Raw genomic sequence first — 14,895 nt, forward strand, 5'->3', positions numbered from 1 at the left:
ATTTTATATTTATAAAAATTATCAGGATTTAATTACAGGAATACCAACAGCAAAATTGAGATCAGCAATAGACTTTTGAAGATTATACTGCTGTTGCAAGATCTTAAGCTTCGTGTCTTTATAAGTATCAAAAAAGTCGACAAACTCAATCAGGCTGATCTGCCGTTGCTGAAAGCTTTTGAGCATGCTGCTAAATAATTTATCGTATTGCTCATTAAATTCAACCTGCTGCGTAGTAAACAGCTGCTGATTTAATTTATATTGATTTACAGCGGCAACCACATCATTTTTAAGCTGTAGCTCACTCTGTTTTAAAGTGCTTTCCTGGCTTTGGATGTTATACTTGGCCGATTTGATATTACCCTGGTTACGGTTAAAAAAGGGCAGGGGCAAACCGATCTCCAAACCATAATAGTTAGGGGCATAATTGCTGTTTTTATCATACGAGGCTCCAATAGTAATGTCTGGAACCGCCAATGCCCGCTGATAAGCCAGGTTATGCGTGGCCGAGTTCAACTGGTATTGGTTCGACAGATAATCGGGCCTGCTCGTTTTGGCTTGCTCAATTAATGAAGGAATATCAAGCGCTACATTCTCCGTTGGGTTATCATTAATGATGGGGTCAACAAAAGCGGTCTCCTTGGTTTGCAGCAAAGTTTTTAGTTCGGTTTGCAGATCATTGATCTGGCGGCTGTTCTCTATCATGTCATTCTGCAATCCAAAAAGCAAAGCCTTAAGCCTGATCAGGTCTTTCATGGATGTATTACCAGCATCGTATGATTTTTGGATGGCCTTAACCAGGTTAGTGGCCGAAGTGATCTCGTTCTGATAAACTTTCTCCTGGGCGTTAAGCGTAGCCAGCTGACTAAAATCGAGCCGGAGATTATACCGCAGGTTACGCATAAGATCATTAAAAGCGGCCTCCTGCACCATGGCATCATCTTTGGCCATTTGTACCTGTTTGCCGCGTTTACCAGCAGTGGTAAATACCTGATTTAATTGCACAAATACCTGTCCTTGACCTTTACTATGGTCAAAGAATTTATTGCTGCCACCGGTATGGATGTTTTGATCGGTGCTTAATACCGGATTATCCCATAGCTTAGCCTGTTGTATGAGTGCCTTCGACGCTTCTACATTATACTTTTGGGCTAAAAGGCTTAAATTGTTTTCAAGAAATTGTTTCTCAGCATCCTGAAAGGTAAGCTTAACGGTGTCAGTTTGGGCCTGGGCCCGGGCAGTACTAAAAGTAAAAAGTACGACTGATAAAAAAAGCAGGGGTTTTATTTTATACATAGTCCTCGTCTATTCAACAGTACAAAAATTCATAATAGGTATGAATTTTACATGAAGATGGGTTAATGATATAATTAAAAGAACTTAGAATATAAGTCTTAGCGATACAATATAAACTACAATATATTACATCAGGAAGTGTACGAAGTTTATATACAGTTAAATATAAATGTTATAAAAGTATCTTAAATGAAGTTTTTAAAATTAGTTTACAACTAATTCTCCCCTAAACAGGCGGGGGTGTTTGTTAAAAAAGTGGGTTTACATGGTTTACACTTTTTATGGTTTACATTATTATATTTAATTGATAATCAAATAAATATGTGTATTTTATCATTATAAAATGGGTTTATGTGTAAACCCACTTTATAACGATGAGAGGAGTTCTGAGGGGATCTTAAAGATTGTCATTTCTCCTCACGCCTTCGTGTTGTCCGTCGCTGTTTGTCGAAATGACATAAAGGGGTTCTTATATCGAACTCACGTTAAATAAGGGTTATGAAGTATAATATCAGGTACAGACTATGGAATAATGATTTCGATGTTGGAAATTCAAAATTCATTATTCGATATTAATTCTCTTATTCCTGATTGGGATAGCAACAGTTAGATTTCTATTTCAAACCCATCAGCGTCCTTTAAAAAAGGCAAAGCGCGACGGGCTTTCTTAACCTCATCGGCTATGATCGAAAAAGTGTAAACATCGTCTTCATCACGTTTATAATATACTACGTTACCATTCGGGTCGATACAGGTTGAATCGCCGGAGTGATAAACCTCGTTGCCATCATGACCCACGCGGTTTACGCCAATTACGTAGCTCTGGTTCTCCACAGCGCGTGCAGGCAGCAAGGTGCGCCAGTGTAAGGCTCTGCGTTCGGGCCAGTTGGCTACTACAATGAGCAGGTCATAAGCGTTTTCGTTAATATTACGCAACCATACCGGAAAACGAAGATCATAACAGATAACCGGACAAATTACCCATCCCTTAAGTTCAACAAAAAGCTTTTCGGTACCTGCTGTGTAGGTGTTATGCTCCTTGCCTAATGCAAAAAGATGACGTTTATCATAATGTTTATAACTGCCATCTGGGCGCATCCAGATAAGGCGGTTGTAAAATTTATCACCTTCTTTTATAATAATACTGCCGGTTACTACACAATCATATTGCTCTGCCGTTTTGAGCATCCATTTCATAGTTTTGCCATCCATGGGCTCTGCCAGTTTATCGGCATCCATGGTAAAACCGGTGCTGAACATCTCGGGCAATATAATAAGGTCGGTTTTTTCACGTATACCACCTGATAATCTTAGCGATATATTCTGTAAATTTTTATCAGTATTTTCCCAGAAAAGGTAGCCTTGAAAAACAGTAATTTTAAGATTATCCATAAGCAGTATTTTAGTAGTTCATAGATGACAGATCTCTGTAATTGAATTACAATCACCCAGTCTTATTGCTATTAACCAAAACTATGGTTTATAAACAATATATTAACCATAAATTAAACCTTCAACAACCTATCAACGGCTTTATCTAAGGTTTCTTGCCTTTTGGCGAAACAAAATCGTAACACGTGGTGGTCAATTCCCTTGGTATAAAAGGCTGAAACAGGTATAGAGGCCACCCCGTTTTCCTTCGCCATGCGAATAGCAAAGTCAGCGTCTTTTTCATCGGTTATATTGCTGTAACGGACTGACTGAAAGTATGATCCGTAGCAGGGTAATAACTCAAAACGGCTTTGTTCAAGCCCCTTCCTGAAGTAGTCTCTTTTCTGTTGAAAAAAGTCGCGTAAACCCAAATAGGTTTCTTCATTTTTTAAATATTCGGCAATGGCATATTGGATAGGCGTATTTACCGCGAACACCAAAAACTGGTGGATCTTTCTGAACTCAGTCATCAGGTGTTCGGGTGCCATACAATAGCCTACTTTCCAGCCGGTAGCATGAAAGGGTTTGCCAAATGACGCTACTATAAAACTGCGCTGTTGCAGTTCGGGATACCGGGCCATGCTATGGTGGATTTCGCCATCATATATCAGGTGTTCATACACTTCATCGCTCAATATCAATATGTCCTGGTTTTTAACTATAGCACTCAACTCTTCAATATCCTGCCGGTGTAATATGGTTGATGTTGGGTTTTGAGGCGAATTAAGAATGATCATTTTAGTTTTATGATTGATCAACCTTTTTACCATATCCCAGGCAATCCGATAGTTTGGTGGTTCAAGTGCTAATGATTTTACAACGCCCCCCATCAGTTTAATGGCAGGAGCGTAACAGTCAAAAGCAGGTTCAAAAATGATCACCTCATCATTGGGGTGTATAACTGCGCTGATGGCGGTAAATATAGCTTGTGTGCCCCCTGCAGTTATCGTGATCTCGGTGTCCGGATTGTAAACAGCTCCGTATAACTTTTCTGTTTTCTCGGCAATTTTTTCGCGCAGGCCCATTACACCGGCCATCGGGGCGTATTGATTATGGCCATCTTTCATAGCCTTATTCACCAATTCAATAAGCTCTGGAGAACAATCGTAATCAGGAAAACCCTGCGAAAGATTTATTGCACCAACCTCGTTGGCCAGGGCCGACATGATGGTGAATATGGTTGTGCCAGTTTGGGGGAGTTTTGAAACAACAGGTATCATTGGGGCTAAAAATAAACAAAAAACGGTAACCACCCATACGTAAAAACACGTTTTTTTTGTTTGTTGAAATTATTTATTCTTATATGAAAATTAATTACGCCCAATGTGTTACTGCATATAAGGCACTTGCAGATATGGCTATCCATAATAATATACTCTGATACAGGGGCCTGAAACCTACGGATAACAGAACTGTACGGGACAAACCTGCTCCGATAAGGAATAAGGTAAGCGTTAACCCGGCTTTGGCAATTTTTATAATATAGGGACTAACAATGGATATGGCAGGTAGGTAAGTGTTAACAATCATAGCCAGAATAAACAGGCCTATAAAATACGGTACCTTAATTTTTCGTGAATCGTTTTTAAATAGGAATGAGGATAGAAAAGCTATAGGTATTATCCATAAAGCCCTGGCAAGTTTAACCGTAGTAGCAACTTCCAAAGCATGGGTGCCATATTTACCGGCTGCACCTACTACCGAACTGGTGTCATGAATGGCTATTGCGCACCACAAACCAAACTGGTTTTGCGATAAGTTTAAATGATGCCCGATCACCGGGAAAATAAATAATGCTACAGAATTAAGGATAAAAACACATCCCAGCGCAACTGATATTTGTTTTTCTTCGGCTTTGATAACCGGGGAGATCGCCGCTATAGCGCTGCCGCCGCATATAGCCGTGCCTGACGAGATGAGGTAAGCCGTTTTCTTTTCAATCTTAAACCATTTGCCTGTCAAATACCCAAATATCAGGGTACAGGTAATGGATGCGATAGTAAACAGAATACCTTCTTTACCGGCCTGCAACGCGCTATGAACATTCATGCCAAAGCCTAAACCTACTACAGATATTTGCAGCAACAAATGAGTAGCCTTATGATTTAAATGAAGATAGGGGTGACCGGTGAACTGGGCTATGATAAGCCCCATTAACAGCGCTACTGCCGGGCTTATCAATGAGGTTAAACAAAGTGCTGTACAGATGATGAATATTACTATGCGTGCATTGGCACTTACATTCAATATTAAGTTATGGGAATTATTAGCGAATTGATTCTGAGTATGCATGTGATGTCTTCTTTAATACACCGCAAAGGTGAGGCATTAATGCATACGGTTTTTATCACAAAGTGATATCCTGAATAACTTTTAGTTATATGCTGAACTTAGATTATAATCAACCAAGAGTAATTAACTATCTAAAATGTTATGGCCTAAGGAAATGTTGTTTCTGTAAAATACTTATATGTTTGAACAATTAGTCTTGCTTTTTCTTTTATTAATACGTAAATTTAACTGTCCTGCCAAATTTTGACAACTCATGAAAAATGCATTTGTTAGCGGTTTAGTTGTAGGTGTTTTTAGCGGAACCTGGCTGTTCGTGATGCACACGTTTGGTTACAGCAATTCAGGTAATCATGTTTACCCTATTGAGTATTTATCTATTTTAATACCAATGATAGGGGTTTACATGGGAGTGAAGAGTTATAAGGAAAATGAAAAAGGCAATAGTCTTAGTTTTTTCGAGGCCCTTTTCCAAAGTTTCAGAATATTAGTCATTGGTGGTATCGTTGCCTGTCTAGCCGGGCTCGTCTACCTTAATTATGTTGATCAGGGTAATAACTTCCTGGGTTTTTCCGGTCGTTTACTGGGCGGGGCGTTGATCGGGATATTGATTTGCATAGCTGTTTCGCTTGCACTGATGAACAGGGCAAGTAAACTGGAATAAGTTATCACCTGTTAAATCTGAAAATGTCAGCATCGGCATTTTTCTTACCCAATATCATATCGTGTATAATTCCTGCGGCTATTACACTGAAAGTGATTCCATTACCGCCAAAACCCAGGGCAAAAAAAGTATTTGGTCTTTCAGGTATAGAACCAATGTAGGGCAAGCCATCTTTTGTTGATGCAAACGCGCCCGCCCAGCTAAAATCAGGCACTAAGGGAATATGCGGCATCTTCTTTAAAAAAGCCTTCTTTAACATTTCTGTTTTCCGATTAATTATTGATGGATGAATATGCGGATGATGAAACGGATCATCGCGCCCGCCTACCAGGATGCGATTCTCGCTGACCACCCTGAAATACATATATGGCGTAGCAGTTTCCCATATCAGGCTGTTCTTGTGCCAAAAAAACTCATCACCTATAGGTTCAGAAACCAGGGCATAGGTAGAGTTGATATCCGCAATTTTTTTGGGGATATATTGCAGGCTTTCATAGCCGCAGGCAATAACCAGTTTTTTTGCTTTTATGGTTAAGTTATTTGCTGTAAGCAGCGTAACACCCTGCCTGGTATGTTCAATATGATTGATAGCTGTGTTATTGTAAACTTGATGACCGGCATCCTGAAAGCTTTTGAGTAAAGCATGGGTAAGCAAGTAAGCATCAACTTCACCACCATCTGCCGAAAGCATGGCTGCAGGAGCATCAAAACCAAATGTTTTCTTCACATCTACCTGGTCAAGCCACTCTATTTTAAAACCATGTTTCTTACGTAGTTTAAACTCCTCCAGCAAACGGGTTGTATGGGTTTTAAAGCTGGCATATTGCAAACTTGGCCTCAGGTGAAAGTCAAATGCCGGTTTAAATGATTTGCAGAGATCGCCAATATCATATATCGCTTTACGGCAAAGTTCATAACTTTTTACAGCATCAGCTTCGCCAACTAAATTTTTCAATGTAGTAAGCGGAGTATCAATTTCATATTGCAAAAAGGCTGTGCTTGCCGCGGTACTGCCTAACCCTGCATGGTTTTTATCAAACACAGCAATCTTTAATCCGGAGTTTCGTAATTGCCAGGCGGTTAAAGCCGCGCTGATGCCGGCACCCATAATGGCTACATCCACCTGCAGATCCTGTTGTAAGGAGGGGTATGATGCTACGATGCCGTTCTTCATTAACCAATAAGGATGCTGTTCGTAAAGGTTCATATACTTTTTTCAGTAGGTTGCTTGAACAACATGGCATGCTATTTAAAGTTTTAACAGCTCCTGATATCTTTAAATTACAGCTATAATGTCTTAAAAAGATAAGTATAGAACTTTTTTTTAAATTCAAATCTGTGCTAATGAATGCATTAGCATTTAACTTGAAACTTCTTTGAAAAAAAGTTTTGTAACTTGATTTTAAATCCTACTTTTGCAAACCCAATCGGAAACGGGATGTAGCGTAGCCCGGTATCGCGCCACATTTGGGATGTGGAGGCCGCAGGTTCGAATCCTGCCATCCCGACGATACCAAAGCAAACCGCCTTTAAAGAAATTTAAAGGCGGTTTTTGTTTTTATAAAATTTTCTCCTGAATGTTTAAAACTGGATTTGTGGTTTGGTTATTTGTAACTTATGCATTCGTATATTTGCTTTGAACCCAAGTCCCATAGATTCATGGGTTTATAAAAGGTAATGAGGCTTAAATCCGTTTTAATTATAGGGCTGATCATTAATGCATTTATTATTTGCTTTTCAAGCGCTTTTGCGCAAAAAACAGCTATCAGGTTTAAGCATATCTCCTACAAAGACGGCCTTTTTCAAAGCCCTATATCAACTATTTTGCAGGACAAAAACGGCTACATATGGGTTGGCAACTGGAGTGGTTTGTCAAGGTACGATGGTACTACATTCAGAAACTTCAGGCAAAATGACACCACCAATACCAGCATCAGCCATAACCGGATAAACAAAGTTTACGAAGACCGGAAGGGGAACTTATGGATAGGCACTTCGGGTGGTTTGAATTTGTATGATCAAAAAAACGAACAATTTCGTCACGTCGGCATATCAACCGCCAAAGGGGGGGCAAATTATATAGCCACATTACAGCAGGACAGTTATGGCACCATCTGGGTATCAACCTTTAAGGGCATAAAACAGGTAAGCGCAACTAATGACCGGCTTGAAAATATACCCTTGTGGCAAAAAACAGGTGAAGACGACTTATACCAGGGTGTTTCCTTTGCCTTATTAGAGGATGACAAAAAAACGATCTGGGCAGGTATTAAACAGGGATTAAAAAGATTTGATCCTAAAAGTAAGCGAGTGTTACCGTTGCCAGCCATATTACAGGCGAATAAGGAGTTATCGGCTGCTAAGATCGTCGTAATTAAGCAAGGCCCCGGGGGCGACCTCTGGTTTGGGACCGAGGAAAACGGATTGTTCCGCTATAATGCCGAAAAGAATTATTGCATCAGGTATTTACACCAGGAAAACGATGCCAGCAGCCTGCCCTCCAACTGGATCAATGACATTTTGATCAGGAGCGATAAGGTATGGATAAGCACCCGGAATGGACTGGCCATTTTTGATACGCAGCAACAAGCATTCTCGAATTATAATCATGATAGTGCAGACTACAGAAGTATTAGTGACGACGCTGTATGGAGCTTAATGCAGGATAAAACCGGCAATGTTTGGATTGGCACCTATGCGGGCGGCATCAATATTTACTATCCCGGCAATTCAAATTTTACCAACATAGGCGAGCGGATAGGGAATAACATTGGCTTAAACAAGCCATTGGCCAACGCCATTGTTGAAGACAAGGACGAAGGCTTGTGGATAGGAACCTCAGGTGGAGGACTTAATTACATCAACAGGAATAAGGCAATTGCCCGGTATTACCCGGTAACGGATATTAAGAAGCATAAATTAAGCAATGAGATTAAAGCCATGACAAGAGATCAGGCTGGTAATTTATGGCTGGGGACTTTAGATGGCCTATGTAAGTTTGATACCAGGAATGGGAGTATCAGGTATATTGATCTGGAGATAATTAATAATAAAACAGGCGCCAAACTAATTAACGCCTTTGCAACAGATCAGGACGGCATTTGGGTAGCAACCAATGGCGGCGGTTTAAGGTTTGTGAATTTTGATGGTCATGAATCCGAAACCATCATCAGTATTCCTGGTAAAAATGACGGGCTTAGTGATAATTATATCAACGCTTTACTGCATGATGGCGACGATATATGGATAGCAACTCAAAATGGTTTAAACTGTTATCATAAAACCAGCAAAACGTTTACTATTTATAAAAGGCAAAAACGGGCCGGACTGGGAAAGAATAATGTGCTGTGTTTGTTTAAAGATTCGAGGGGTATACTATGGATAGGCACTGATGGAGGCGGACTTAGTTATTTAGATCCCAAAAACAATATAGTTTATACCATTAAACAACAGAACGGACTTATTGATGATGTGGTGGTATCAATAGTTGAAGATAATCATGGCAAATTATGGATAAGCACCAATAATGGCCTGTCGCAAGTAAGTCTTAATAATATTGAATTTCCATTAAAACCTTCAGATTATCAGATTGCCAATTATAACTCGGCCAATGGCTTACCCGGTAACCAGTTTTTAAGTAACGCAGGTATTAAAACAGGTAGCGGTGAAATTCTTTTCGGGGGAATGAATGGGGTAACCGCATTTTATCCGGATAGGATAATCAAAAACAAATACAGGCCCGATATATTGCTGACCGGCTTTGCTATCAAAAATAAAGAAGTCGCTTTTGGAAATAACTCGCCTTTAAAGCTTCCGGTTAATGAAACATCAAAGATTTCTCTATCCTATGCCGATAATAATATCAGCATCAAATTTTCGGCACTAAACTTTATCAATCCGGATAAGAATTTGTATGCCTATAAAATGTCGGGGCTTCCAAAAGGGGATGAATGGAGCGTAATTGGGAATCAAAAAGAGGTCAGCTTTATTAATCTGGAACCGGGCGATTATATTTTTAGTGTAAAGGCAGCCAATAACGATGGCGTATGGAACAATACAGGGCGAAGCATTGCCATAACCGTATTACCGCCCATGTGGCGCACCTGGTGGGCCTATCTGCTGTATGTCATTGTGATTGTAGCGGTTTCCTACAAGATTATCCAATTTTTCCGCATCAGGGCCAAACTGGAAAGCGATCTGCACCATGAGCACCTGGAGAATGAAAGACAGCAGGAGTTTTACAAAATGAAGCTCGATTTCTTTACCAATATCTCCCATGAAATACGCACACCGCTTACCCTGATCCTGGGACCCGTTGAAAATCTGGAGAAAAACACGCAGGATAATTCCGTATTGAACAGGCAGGTTTTGCAAATAAAAAGCAATGCCGAAAGATTGCTGCGCTTGATTGGTGAGCTGATGGATTTCAGGAAAGCCGAAACCGGGAATATGGTACTATATATCCAAAAGAATAATATAGTGCCATTTATTAAGGAGATATATCTGTCCTTCCTTTCGTTGGCCGAAAGCAGGAATATACAGTATGACTTTATTTGCGAAGAAAAGGAGATCATGCTTTTTGCTGACAGGAATCAATTGGAGAAAGTATTTTTCAATATTCTTTCCAACGCGTTTAAGTTTACACCCAACCAGGGGAAAATAAAGCTGGAAATATTAAGTAAAGGCGATACCTTTTTAACAATCAGGATAACAGACAGCGGCAACGGTATTCCTTTGGAATTTCAGCATAAATTATTCACCAATTTCTACCAGGTGCAGCCCGATAATTCAAAACCGGGAACAGGGGTAGGATTGGCCCTGTCAAAAAATATCATTGAGCTTCATCAGGGCACTATTGCGGTAGAAAGCAGGCCAGCTACGCCGGATACAGCAGGAGAAACCGTTTTTACAGTAAAGCTGCCGTTTAACAATACCACAACAGATAACGTTCATGTGGTGCCCGAAAGCGAAAGTACCGATCATGTGAGTTCCTATAAACTCCAATCTGAAATTGACGTTCTTACGCATACTTCTCCCCAGGGAGGAGATAGGAAGTACTCCGTACTGTTGGCAGAGGATAATGATGAGTTAAGAAATTTTATAGCGGAATCTTTACCGGATTATCAGATCATTTCTTGTATTAACGGTTCCGAGGCCTATGAAAAAGCAATTGTTAAGATCCCTGACCTGATCATTAGTGACGTAATGATGCCGGTAATGGATGGCCTGGAGTTTTGCCGCAGGATAAAAACGGATGAAAGAACAAGCCATATCCCGGTAATACTGCTCACGGCCCTTGCGGCCCATATCCACCAGGTAAACGGCTTTGAAACCGGGGCCGATGTATACCTCACCAAGCCATTCAGCACCCGGATCTTAGAGCTCAATGTTCATAACCTGCTGACATCAAGAGAGCTGATGCGGAAAAAATTCGCCCAGCAAATTACCCTGCAACCTCAAAACCTGCCCATAAGCGCCCCAGACGATCGCTTCATCAAAAAATTGATGCAGATCATCGAAGATCATATGGAAGACCCCGAATTTGGAGTTATTGCTTTGGGTAACGAGATAGGGATGAGCAAAACGGTGCTGTACAAAAAAATGTGCGCGTTAACTGATCAATCGCCCGCCGATTTTATAAAATCCATGCGCTTAAAAAAGGCCGCCATGTTGCTACAACAACATGCATTGAACATTAATGAAGTATCATCACTGGTTGGTTTTAACGATCGTAAATATTTCAGCAAAGAGTTTAAAAAACAGCACGGCGTATCGCCATCAGAAATGATGGAATCAAACGCGTAATTTATGGCTTATTTCGGCTCGATCTAAGTCAAAAACCGTCAGGAAATAATCCCATTAAGCACTTTATTGAATCATTTTGGTCAATAAAAATGATCAAATAAGTCATTTTTTACCCCCATAAAAAACCATTTTTCGCCCTCTTCCAAAATTGCGATCTGCAGATTTGTTCAAACCAATTGTAACGATCAAAGCCCGGGTAATAACCGGCTCTGCTATTTATTGACTCAATTTTATTTAAACCATTATGAAGAGATTTTTACTAATCATTTTCCTGGCTGTCTGCAGCTTTTTTTCTCTGCTCTCTTTCCAGGCCCAGGCCCAAAACAGAACTATTAAAGGTACGGTCACCGATTCAAAAGGAGCTCCACTTACCGGTGTAAGTGTGCGGTTTAAAGGTACGGTTACCGCCTCCATGACCAACACGGCAGGGTTTTATAGTATCAGCATTCCTGGTAAACAGGCTGTACTGGTTTTTAGCTATATCAGTTTTATAAGCCAGGAACGTGACGCAGGGGATAGTACCACCATCAACGTGGTATTAAAAGAAGACGAGATCAAACTAAACGAGATCGTCGTGGTGGGTTATGGCGAGCAAAAAAAGAAACTGCTTTCCACCTCCATCAGTTCATTAAACGCTAAACAGCTGCAGGATAGACTAGTTGCCACCCCGGCCGAAGCTATGGCGGGCCAGGTAGCCGGCGTCAATATCAGCCAGGCCTCCGGCGATCCCGGCTCGGCTCCGGTGATACAGGTGCGGGGCATCGGTTCGATAGGGGCAGGTAACAGTCCGCTGTTTGTGGTTGATGGGTATCCGCTTAATAGCCCGGATAATTTTAACCAGATCAACCCGGCCGATATTGAATCTATCCAGGTGCTCAAAGATGCCGCATCTGCCGCTATTTACGGTTCAAGAGGTGGTAACGGGATCATCATCGTCACTACCAAAAGGGGAGCCCCTGGAACTACCAAATTTAATTTTACAGCCAATACGGGCCAGCAACGGGTAGCTAAAAAGATAGATGTCCTATCCAAAGATCAATATGTGGATTATGTGCGCGATGCCTTTATCAATGGCGGCAAAACTGTACCTGCTATTTATAGCGATCCCTCGCAATTAACTAACACCAATTGGCAGGATCAGATCTTCAGAACCGGAATACAGCAAAATTATGCGCTGTCCGCATCTGGTGGAACAGACAAGTTGCGGTTTAATATCACCGGGTCATACTACAAACAAAACGGCATCATCAAAGCAACAGATTTTGAACGTTATACTTTACGAGCAGGTATTGATGCCACGCTTACCAAAAAACTGAAACTAAGCTTTAATATCGCGCCATCCTATGCCACAAATGACCAGACTGCCACCGGCGGCGGATTAAATAACGCTACCATTAACGGAATAGGAGTTAACCCAACGGGCGTTGGTGGTACCGTGTTGAGCGCTATACTGCAACCGCCCATATTGCCTGTAAGGAACCCTAATGGCGATTATTCAAGCCCGCCGGTCACTTTATCAGGCAACGGGCAGATCTTTAATGGTAACCCCTACAACCCGGTGGCTGTACTTGATCTGTATAAAGACAGGACCTCAACCGGTCGTCTGTTGTCAAACACCGCGTTAAATTACGAGATCATTAAAGGGCTTACTTTTAAAACCAGTTTAGGTTTTGAAGCCATCGTCAATAATCGTAATTGGTTTGTTCCGGCTACATTAATGTCTGATAATGCGCCAACAGCCAATCTTTCTAATCCAATACTCAGCAACGTAAGGGCCAGGGTAACACAGGCTACCAATTATAACTGGGTATCAGAAAATACCTTGAACTATACCCGGGTATTTAACAAGGATCATAACTTATCATTATTGGCAGGCTATTCCTTTCAAAAGAACACTTATAATGAGGGGAGTCAGTATGGGCAAAATGGAACGACTACCAATTCTATTGTAGAGTATCCAACCAACGCAGGGGTTATATTGGGTTCAGTAGCCTATAGCGCCAATGCTTTGGTATCAGAGTTTGGCCGGGCAAATTATAGCTATAAAGATAAATACCTGTTTTCGGCATCGGTACGCCGGGATGGTTCATCGCGCTTTGGTACCAATAAGCAGTATGCGGTATTCCCGGCCTTTTCGGCAGCGTGGCGAATTGGCGAGGAGAAATTCATCCAGAACTTATCCTATATCAGCGAGTTTAAGATCCGTTCCAGCTATGGCGTTACGGGAAATAATAATATAGGCGATTACTCATCACAGAGCTACGCGCAACAGGTTAATTATATTTTTGGCGCTAATGCGGGCACACAGGTGTTTGGTTTTTCACCATCTACTCTTGCCAATAACAACCTGACCTGGGAAACTAATAAACAGTTTGATTTTGGTATTGAACTGGGTTTTTTGCAGGACAGGATCTACCTGACGGTTGATGCTTATCGCCGTATTACCAGCAACCTGCTGCTCAGCAGGGGAGTGCCTGCCATACTGGGTTTTGCCACCAACATATTGAGCAATATAGGCGAAGTAAGAAATAACGGATTGGAGATCGCCCTGAAAACGGTTAATACAACAGGCAGGTTCAAATGGACTACGGATATGAACATCTCTTTTACCCGTAATAAGGTACTGTCATTAACAGACGATGGCTCTTTTGTTGGGTATGATGCCGCGTTTGGGTATACCAACTCCATACGGGTTGTCCCGGGCGAATCGATCAGTAGTTTTTATGGTTATAAGCAGATCGGTGTTTATAAGGATGCCAATGATGTAGCCAATAGCCCCAAATGGGCTGCCGGCGGATCAAACCCCGGTGATATCAAGTATGCTGATATCAATGGCGATGGCAAGATAGATGCCAGTGATATCACCAATATCGGCAGTCCGCTACCTAAGTTTACCTATGGCATGACCAACAGGTTTAACTATGCCAATTTCGAATTAAGTTTCCTGCTGCAGGGATCATACGGCAACAAAATATTAAACGCCGCCGACAGGTATACCAACTATTACAATGGTTCATTTAACGTACGTACCAATGCGCTGAACCGCTGGCGCTCCCCTGATGATCCGGGCGATGGCATGACGCCCAGAGCCGTAAATCCTAATCCATCATCCGTATCCGTAGTATCAACCCGTAATATTTTTGATGGTTCATTCCTGCGTGTGCGGAATGTGACACTGGGTTACAGCCTGCCATCAAACTGGCTACGCACATTAAAAGTAAGCAGCGCCCGTATTTATCTCACCGGCGAAAACCTGCTCACCTTCACCCATTATTTTGGATACAATCCTGAAGTAAATGTTTGGGCGGGATCAAGCCAGCCCCGGTATGGTGTTGACCAGGGTACGTACCCCATAGCCAGAACTGTTTCACTCGGATTAAATGTTGGTTTTTAAGTTATTAAAGAAATTG

At 41.4% G+C, this 14,895-nt stretch carries 8 protein-coding genes and 1 tRNA gene; 4 read left to right on the top strand and 5 right to left on the bottom strand.

Translation table 11 applies throughout. The annotated features are described in order from the left end of the window. Window positions 1–21: 21 nt before the first annotated feature. From AC57BQ_RS04890 to AC57BQ_RS04905, 4 genes are all read right to left on the bottom strand, one after another. Window positions 22–1,296: a TolC family protein gene (locus AC57BQ_RS04890; protein WP_496405196.1), complete on the bottom strand. Its 1,275-nt coding sequence runs from the start codon at window positions 1,294–1,296 to the stop codon at window positions 22–24. A gap of 606 nt (window positions 1,297–1,902) precedes the next feature. Continuing rightward, the gene (locus tag AC57BQ_RS04895; protein WP_496405197.1) at window positions 1,903–2,688 is read right to left on the bottom strand and encodes an amidohydrolase; all 786 of its coding nucleotides are present in this window, start codon (window positions 2,686–2,688) and stop codon (window positions 1,903–1,905) included. 113 nt (window positions 2,689–2,801) lie between these two features. Continuing rightward, window positions 2,802–3,947, bottom strand: a complete 1,146-nt coding sequence (locus AC57BQ_RS04900) for a methionine aminotransferase (protein ID WP_496405198.1) — start codon at window positions 3,945–3,947, stop codon at window positions 2,802–2,804. A 94-nt stretch (window positions 3,948–4,041) separates the two neighbouring features. Beyond that, window positions 4,042–5,019 carry a YeiH family protein gene (locus AC57BQ_RS04905; protein ID WP_496405199.1) on the bottom strand — a complete coding sequence of 326 codons (978 nt, stop codon included), beginning with the start codon at window positions 5,017–5,019 and terminating at the stop codon, window positions 4,042–4,044. 253 nt (window positions 5,020–5,272) lie between these two features. On the opposite strand from AC57BQ_RS04905, the gene AC57BQ_RS04910 reads away from it, so the two are divergent. After that, window positions 5,273–5,680: a DUF4199 domain-containing protein gene (locus tag AC57BQ_RS04910; RefSeq protein WP_496405200.1), complete on the top strand. Its 408-nt coding sequence runs from the start codon at window positions 5,273–5,275 to the stop codon at window positions 5,678–5,680. A 4-nt stretch (window positions 5,681–5,684) separates the two neighbouring features. On the opposite strand, the gene AC57BQ_RS04915 is transcribed toward AC57BQ_RS04910, so the two are convergent. After that, window positions 5,685–6,887 (bottom strand): NAD(P)/FAD-dependent oxidoreductase, encoded by a 1,203-nt coding sequence (locus tag AC57BQ_RS04915; protein ID WP_496405201.1) that lies wholly within the window; start codon window positions 6,885–6,887, stop codon window positions 5,685–5,687. A gap of 227 nt (window positions 6,888–7,114) precedes the next feature. On the opposite strand from AC57BQ_RS04915, the gene AC57BQ_RS04920 reads away from it, so the two are divergent. The 3 genes from AC57BQ_RS04920 to AC57BQ_RS04930 all read left to right on the top strand — a co-directional run bounded on the left by AC57BQ_RS04920 (window position 7,115) and on the right by AC57BQ_RS04930 (window position 14,879). Beyond that, window positions 7,115–7,188, top strand: a tRNA-Pro gene (locus AC57BQ_RS04920). Between the two features lie 169 nt (window positions 7,189–7,357). Next, window positions 7,358–11,485, top strand: coding sequence for a hybrid sensor histidine kinase/response regulator transcription factor (locus tag AC57BQ_RS04925; protein ID WP_496405202.1), 4,128 nt, complete (start codon window positions 7,358–7,360; stop codon window positions 11,483–11,485). A gap of 244 nt (window positions 11,486–11,729) precedes the next feature. After that, the gene (locus AC57BQ_RS04930) at window positions 11,730–14,879 is read left to right on the top strand and encodes a SusC/RagA family TonB-linked outer membrane protein (protein WP_496405203.1); all 3,150 of its coding nucleotides are present in this window, start codon (window positions 11,730–11,732) and stop codon (window positions 14,877–14,879) included. The last annotated feature ends 16 nt before the right edge of the window (window positions 14,880–14,895 follow it).

Source organism: Mucilaginibacter sp. BGA-UO-ETr-C110 (assembly GCF_059567985.1).

Excerpts from the sequence above, each read along its gene's own strand:
- AC57BQ_RS04925 (WP_496405202.1), top strand. The coding sequence starts at position 7,358 with ATGAGGCTTAAATCCGTTTTAATTATAGGGCTGATCATTAATGCATTT.
- AC57BQ_RS04905 (WP_496405199.1), bottom strand. The coding sequence starts at position 5,019 with ATGCATACTCAGAATCAATTCGCTAATAATTCCCATAACTTAATATTG.
- AC57BQ_RS04890 (WP_496405196.1), bottom strand. The coding sequence starts at position 1,296 with ATGTATAAAATAAAACCCCTGCTTTTTTTATCAGTCGTACTTTTTACT.
- AC57BQ_RS04900 (WP_496405198.1), bottom strand. The coding sequence starts at position 3,947 with ATGATACCTGTTGTTTCAAAACTCCCCCAAACTGGCACAACCATATTC.
- AC57BQ_RS04930 (WP_496405203.1), top strand. The coding sequence starts at position 11,730 with ATGAAGAGATTTTTACTAATCATTTTCCTGGCTGTCTGCAGCTTTTTT.
- AC57BQ_RS04895 (WP_496405197.1), bottom strand. The coding sequence starts at position 2,688 with ATGGATAATCTTAAAATTACTGTTTTTCAAGGCTACCTTTTCTGGGAA.
- AC57BQ_RS04910 (WP_496405200.1), top strand. The coding sequence starts at position 5,273 with ATGAAAAATGCATTTGTTAGCGGTTTAGTTGTAGGTGTTTTTAGCGGA.
- AC57BQ_RS04915 (WP_496405201.1), bottom strand. The coding sequence starts at position 6,887 with ATGAACCTTTACGAACAGCATCCTTATTGGTTAATGAAGAACGGCATC.